This is a genomic window from Gelidibacter sp. (assembly GCF_035577925.1).
In the GTDB taxonomy this organism is placed as follows: domain Bacteria; phylum Bacteroidota; class Bacteroidia; order Flavobacteriales; family Flavobacteriaceae; genus Gelidibacter.
In genome coordinates, this window is record NZ_DATJCY010000367.1 from 1 (window position 1) to 4,842 (window position 4,842).

The window sequence follows — 4,842 nt, forward strand, 5'->3', positions numbered from 1 at the left end:
TAGAACAAAAGATGACAGTATAAAAAAACATATTAAAAAGCATAAGGACGATGGTAGATTTCCACCAGCATGGAAATCATTAGAACAAACAAGTTTTGGAGCATTATCTAAGCTTTATGGTAATTTGAAGAATAATGTTAATGCGAAGAACCAAATAGCTAAAGATTTTGGTGCGGTTAATCATACCTATTTGCCCAGTTGGTTACAATCTATAGCCCAAATACGTAATTTCTGCGCACATCATTCAAGACTATGGAATAGAAATTTACCAGGAACCGTAAAATTATTACCTAAGCCACCAAATCCTTGGATAGTAGATAACATAAACGTACCTAAACAACATGAATTTAGCCAACTTTATGTACATATGTGTTTAATGAGGTATATGCTAAACACCATTATACCCCAAAATGATTTTTCTACGAAATTGAGTGATTTGTTAGCGCAATATCCAAGTGTTGATCCAAACGCATTAGGAATGAAGCCTAATTGGCAAAATGAACCTTTATGGAAATAATATGGATAAACTTCATATTAAATTAATTTAAACGGCGATTTTTGATACCATTATGATACCTAATTTTAAAATTTAAACACAACGACATGAATGTCAATTAGTTGAATAATTTAGATTCATCCCAGGTTGGACCACAGTTTAGAAACATAAAACCTTATAAACGTTAAGTTTATGAGGTTTTTTTAATTTCAGAGGATATACGAGAGAACAAATAAAAAGTAATCTTAATAACTCGAAGGTTAACTAAAATAAAAAACCCTTGTAATCATTACTGATTCAAGGGTTTTTATGTGGAGAAGATCGGGCTCGAACCGACGACCTCTTGCCTGCCAGGCAAGCGCTCTAGCCAACTGAGCTACATCCCCATTTTTTATCCTACTTCGGATAAGTGGCAAACTTAATATATTTTTCTATAAATCTAGTGATGTTGCAAGATTTAATTCACCTAATTTATTTCGTTTTACATTAATCCACTCAATACCAATGTGGGTGCCTTTGGACTATTAAAATCTTTTTTTAAGAACGGTGTTTTTTAAAAGAATTTTTGAAGAAACCATATTTTGATAAATGTTTTAAAATTGAAAATTGAGGTGCTGTGTTTAAATTAGTAAAAAGTCTATTATTTTTTCATCGACCGCGATGCAGTTTCGGCCAAATATTTATCTCTGATGACCTGGCCAACCGATTTGTTTTCGATTTTACTTTCCAACCATGAAATAATATCCAAATATAAAAATGCTCGACGCTCATAAGGATGGTCTTCATAGGTTTTTAAAGTTTTATGTAATTCAATAAAGGCATTTTTCAAGTCGTGTGGATAAATATCCTGTAAACCTTTTATAAACTTTATCATTTCTTTTTGAACCTTGTACAAGTCATTGATTTTTATCAGGAATTTATACGTGCTTTTCAATAAACTTTCCAAATGGTAATCCAATCCGGCTTCATAATGTGCCACCAAATTTAAAACGCGTGCAAAACACTGTAAATCTTCGCGCATGGAAAGCGACTTGTTGGAGATAATTTTATCCAAATAAAAAATACAGGCTTTATTATTGCCGGCACCAAACTGCATGCTCGCAAACTTGTAGTAAAAAATCATCTTATGATGCTCGTCAAGACGCGAATCGAATTTATTTAATTTGTTCTCTATTCTTGGAATAAGATTTAGTCCTTCATCAAAACTGCCATCAATAAAATGTTGATTGATTCTATGAAAATTTAGATATAAAAATACTAAGGCTTCGACGTTTTCATCTTTCGGAAAATCGGGGTGTTGTAATTGTTTTTCCAAATTATGAAGTTGTTTTAAAAATCTTGGTTTTCTTCTGATAAAAAATAAGGCTTCTAATAAATAATTATTTCCCTTCAGAAAAAATACAGGATTTAAACTAATCATGTGTGGATAATCATAGAATAAATTCACCCATTTTAAAGCATATTTATAGCAGTTTAAAAAATCTTGAAGCAAAAAACAACGCCACAGATAGGAATTATAGAGCCAGAATTTTTCTCTAAATCCTACTTCCGATATGTCAAATATTGGTAAGCGTTCGTTGAAATAGGTTGTTATTTTTTGAGCTTCTTCTTTGTTTTTAACATAACCCGATTTTAAGATCATGCTATATAATTGCAATGACAAATTAGAGAGCTTACTGGTAATGACGTTCAACTCGCTCAGTTCTTTGGCTTGTGAGGTCAGTTCGTCTGCTCGCGTGCTGATACTGCGTGTAATGAATTGTGATTCGATTATTTTTTCGAGTTCAACAATCTCAAAAGCCAAATTTTTTTCTTCATTTTGGATGGCGAGTTCCTTGGCTTTTTCTAAAATCCGCAACCCTTGTTTGTATAATCCTTTATGGTATAAAATGGAAGCAAAATCAAGTTGTTCGCGTATTTGCGAACGGATATTTTGATGTGAAGGATTAAGTTTTAAGCTGATTAAAATTTGCTTGTATAAATGTGCTTTGACGTTGGCCAATTGTTGTTTTTTGACAATTCCTGTTTTTATAATGGCGGGTTCATCATAGGTGTTGGACTTATCTAAAAGGTTAAAAAGATTCAAAAATTTAGAATCAGCATTTACTCCCAACCGTCCAACAAACAATTTAAATTGTCGTTTTTCAGATTTGGTCAAGGATTTTACCAATTGAAATAAATTATCTTTTTGCTCTTTAGTCATCACGTTAAAGTGCTATTTAAAAATTTGTTAATCAGGTGTTTATAATAATTAAAATCGACTGAACATCGTAAAAGTAAAGGTATTGAATCTGCGAATCTTAATCGAAAGTATAAATTAGCTGGTCAATACAAAAATAAAACTACAACAAATGTCTGATACTAATGTTCAAATTTTTGACACAACTTTAAGAGATGGAGAGCAAGTTCCTGGCTGTAAATTGAATACCAATCAAAAACTGATCATTGCAGAACAACTCGAAAATTTAGGTGTTGATATCATTGAAGCAGGTTTTCCGGTATCCAGTCCGGGCGATTTTAAATCTGTCGAGGAAATCGCAAAATTGATTAAAAACACAACAGTTTGCGGATTGACACGCGCTGTTGAAAACGATATCAAAGTGGCTGCCGAAGCCTTAAAATATGCCAAACACCCACGAATCCATACGGGTATTGGAACGTCTGCATCGCATATTAAATACAAATTCAATTCTAATCAAGATGCTATTTTACAACGTACCTATGATGCTGTAAAATATGCGAAATCCTTTGTTGAAGATGTTGAGTTTTATGCCGAAGATGCCGGACGGACTGATAATGAATTTCTGGCTCGAGTTTGCGAAATGGCCATTAAAGCTGGTGCAACGGTGTTAAATATTCCGGATACTACGGGATATTGTCTGCCGAGCGAATATGGTGCAAAAATAAAGTACCTGAAGGAAAATGTAAAAGGCATTGAAAAAGCAATTTTATCCTGCCATTGCCATAATGATTTAGGTTTGGCAACGGCCAATTCAATTGAAGGCGTTATCAATGGTGCCCGACAAATTGAGTGTACCATTAATGGAATAGGTGAACGTGCCGGAAATACAGCACTCGAAGAAGTGGTGATGATATTAAAACAACATCCATACCTTAATCTGGATACGAATATCAAAACACAACATTTGTATGGCATTAGCCAGTTGGTTTCAGAAAGTATGGGCATTTATACACAACCTAACAAAGCTATTGTGGGCGCTAATGCTTTTGCGCACAGTTCTGGAATCCATCAGGATGGCGTTATCAAAAATAGGGAAACCTATGAAATCATCGATCCAAAAGATGTTGGTGTTACGGAATCGGCTATTGTATTGACCGCCAGAAGTGGTCGTGCAGCATTGGCATATAGAGCTAAAAATGTCGGTTATGAATTGACAAAATTACAATTGGACGAAGTGTATGTTAATTTCTTGAATTTTGCTGATCTTAAAAAAGAAATCAATGATCAGGACATTCATCAAATTATTGAAACCAGCACCGTCTATAAACAAATAATTTCAGCATAAAAATGGGAAAAACCTTATTTGATAAAGTTTGGGATGCGCACGTGGTGGATACCATTGCCAATGGTCCGCAAATTTTATATATCGACAAACATCTTATTCATGAAGTGACGAGTCCGCAAGCATTTAAAGAGCTTGAAGAACGTCATATTCCGATTTTTAGACCTGATCAGATTGTGGCTACGGCCGATCATAATACCCCAACGATCAATCAGCATTTGCCAATTAAAGATGCGCTGTCAAGAAAACAATTGGAGCAACTTTCTGAAAATTGTGAGAAAAACAACATCACACTTTATGAATTGGGCCATAAGTACAACGGCATAGTACACGTTATGGCACCCGAATTGGGCATTACCCAACCTGGTATGACCATTGTGTGTGGCGATAGCCATACTTCAACGCATGGAGCTTTTGGAACCATCGCCTTCGGAATTGGAACCAGTCAAGTGGCACAAGTTTTTGCAAGTCAGTGTTTATTGCTTACCAAGCCAAAAAGTTTACGCGTAACAGTTAATGGCAAATTAAAAAATGGAGTGCTTCCAAAAGATGTCATTCTTTACATTATTTCAAAAATTGGGACCAATGCTGGCACAGGCTATTTTTGTGAATATGCTGGTGATGTTTTTGAAAACATGTCTATGGAAGGTCGTATGACCGTCTGTAATATGAGTATTGAAATGGGCGCAAGAGGTGGTATGATTGCACCAGATGAGACTACTTTTGAATATGTTAAAGGTCGGAAATTTGCACCAAAAGGTGAGGCGTTTGATAAAAAAGTCGCCTATTGGAAAACACTTCCAACCGATGATGATGCTGTTT

General features: G+C 34.7%; 4 protein-coding genes and 1 tRNA gene. 3 read left to right on the top strand and 2 right to left on the bottom strand.

The genetic code is table 11. From position 1 onward, the window contains the following. Positions 1–517, top strand: a 517-nt coding sequence (locus tag VNJ50_RS14060; RefSeq protein WP_325582929.1) for an Abi family protein, incomplete at its 5' end; no start/stop codon positions are given. A gap of 291 nt (positions 518–808) precedes the next feature. Here VNJ50_RS14060 and VNJ50_RS14065 read toward each other — a convergent pair. Further along, positions 809–882 (bottom strand) — tRNA-Ala (locus VNJ50_RS14065). A gap of 254 nt (positions 883–1,136) precedes the next feature. Continuing rightward, positions 1,137–2,699, bottom strand: coding sequence for a hypothetical protein (locus VNJ50_RS14070; RefSeq protein ID WP_325582930.1), 1,563 nt, complete (start codon positions 2,697–2,699; stop codon positions 1,137–1,139). 148 nt (positions 2,700–2,847) lie between these two features. Here VNJ50_RS14070 and VNJ50_RS14075 point away from each other — a divergent pair, with 148 nt between their 5' ends. Both VNJ50_RS14075 and VNJ50_RS14080 read left to right on the top strand, forming a co-directional pair. Further along, a complete protein-coding gene (locus tag VNJ50_RS14075; RefSeq protein ID WP_325582931.1) occupies positions 2,848–4,023 on the top strand; it encodes a 2-isopropylmalate synthase in 1,176 nt (391 codons plus the stop codon). A 2-nt stretch (positions 4,024–4,025) separates the two neighbouring features. Beyond that, positions 4,026–4,842: aconitase family protein (locus VNJ50_RS14080; RefSeq protein ID WP_325582932.1), on the top strand; the 817-nt coding region annotated here is incomplete at its 3' end.

Excerpts from the sequence above, each read along its gene's own strand:
- VNJ50_RS14075 (WP_325582931.1), top strand. The coding sequence starts at position 2,848 with ATGTCTGATACTAATGTTCAAATTTTTGACACAACTTTAAGAGATGGA.
- VNJ50_RS14070 (WP_325582930.1), bottom strand. The coding sequence starts at position 2,699 with ATGACTAAAGAGCAAAAAGATAATTTATTTCAATTGGTAAAATCCTTG.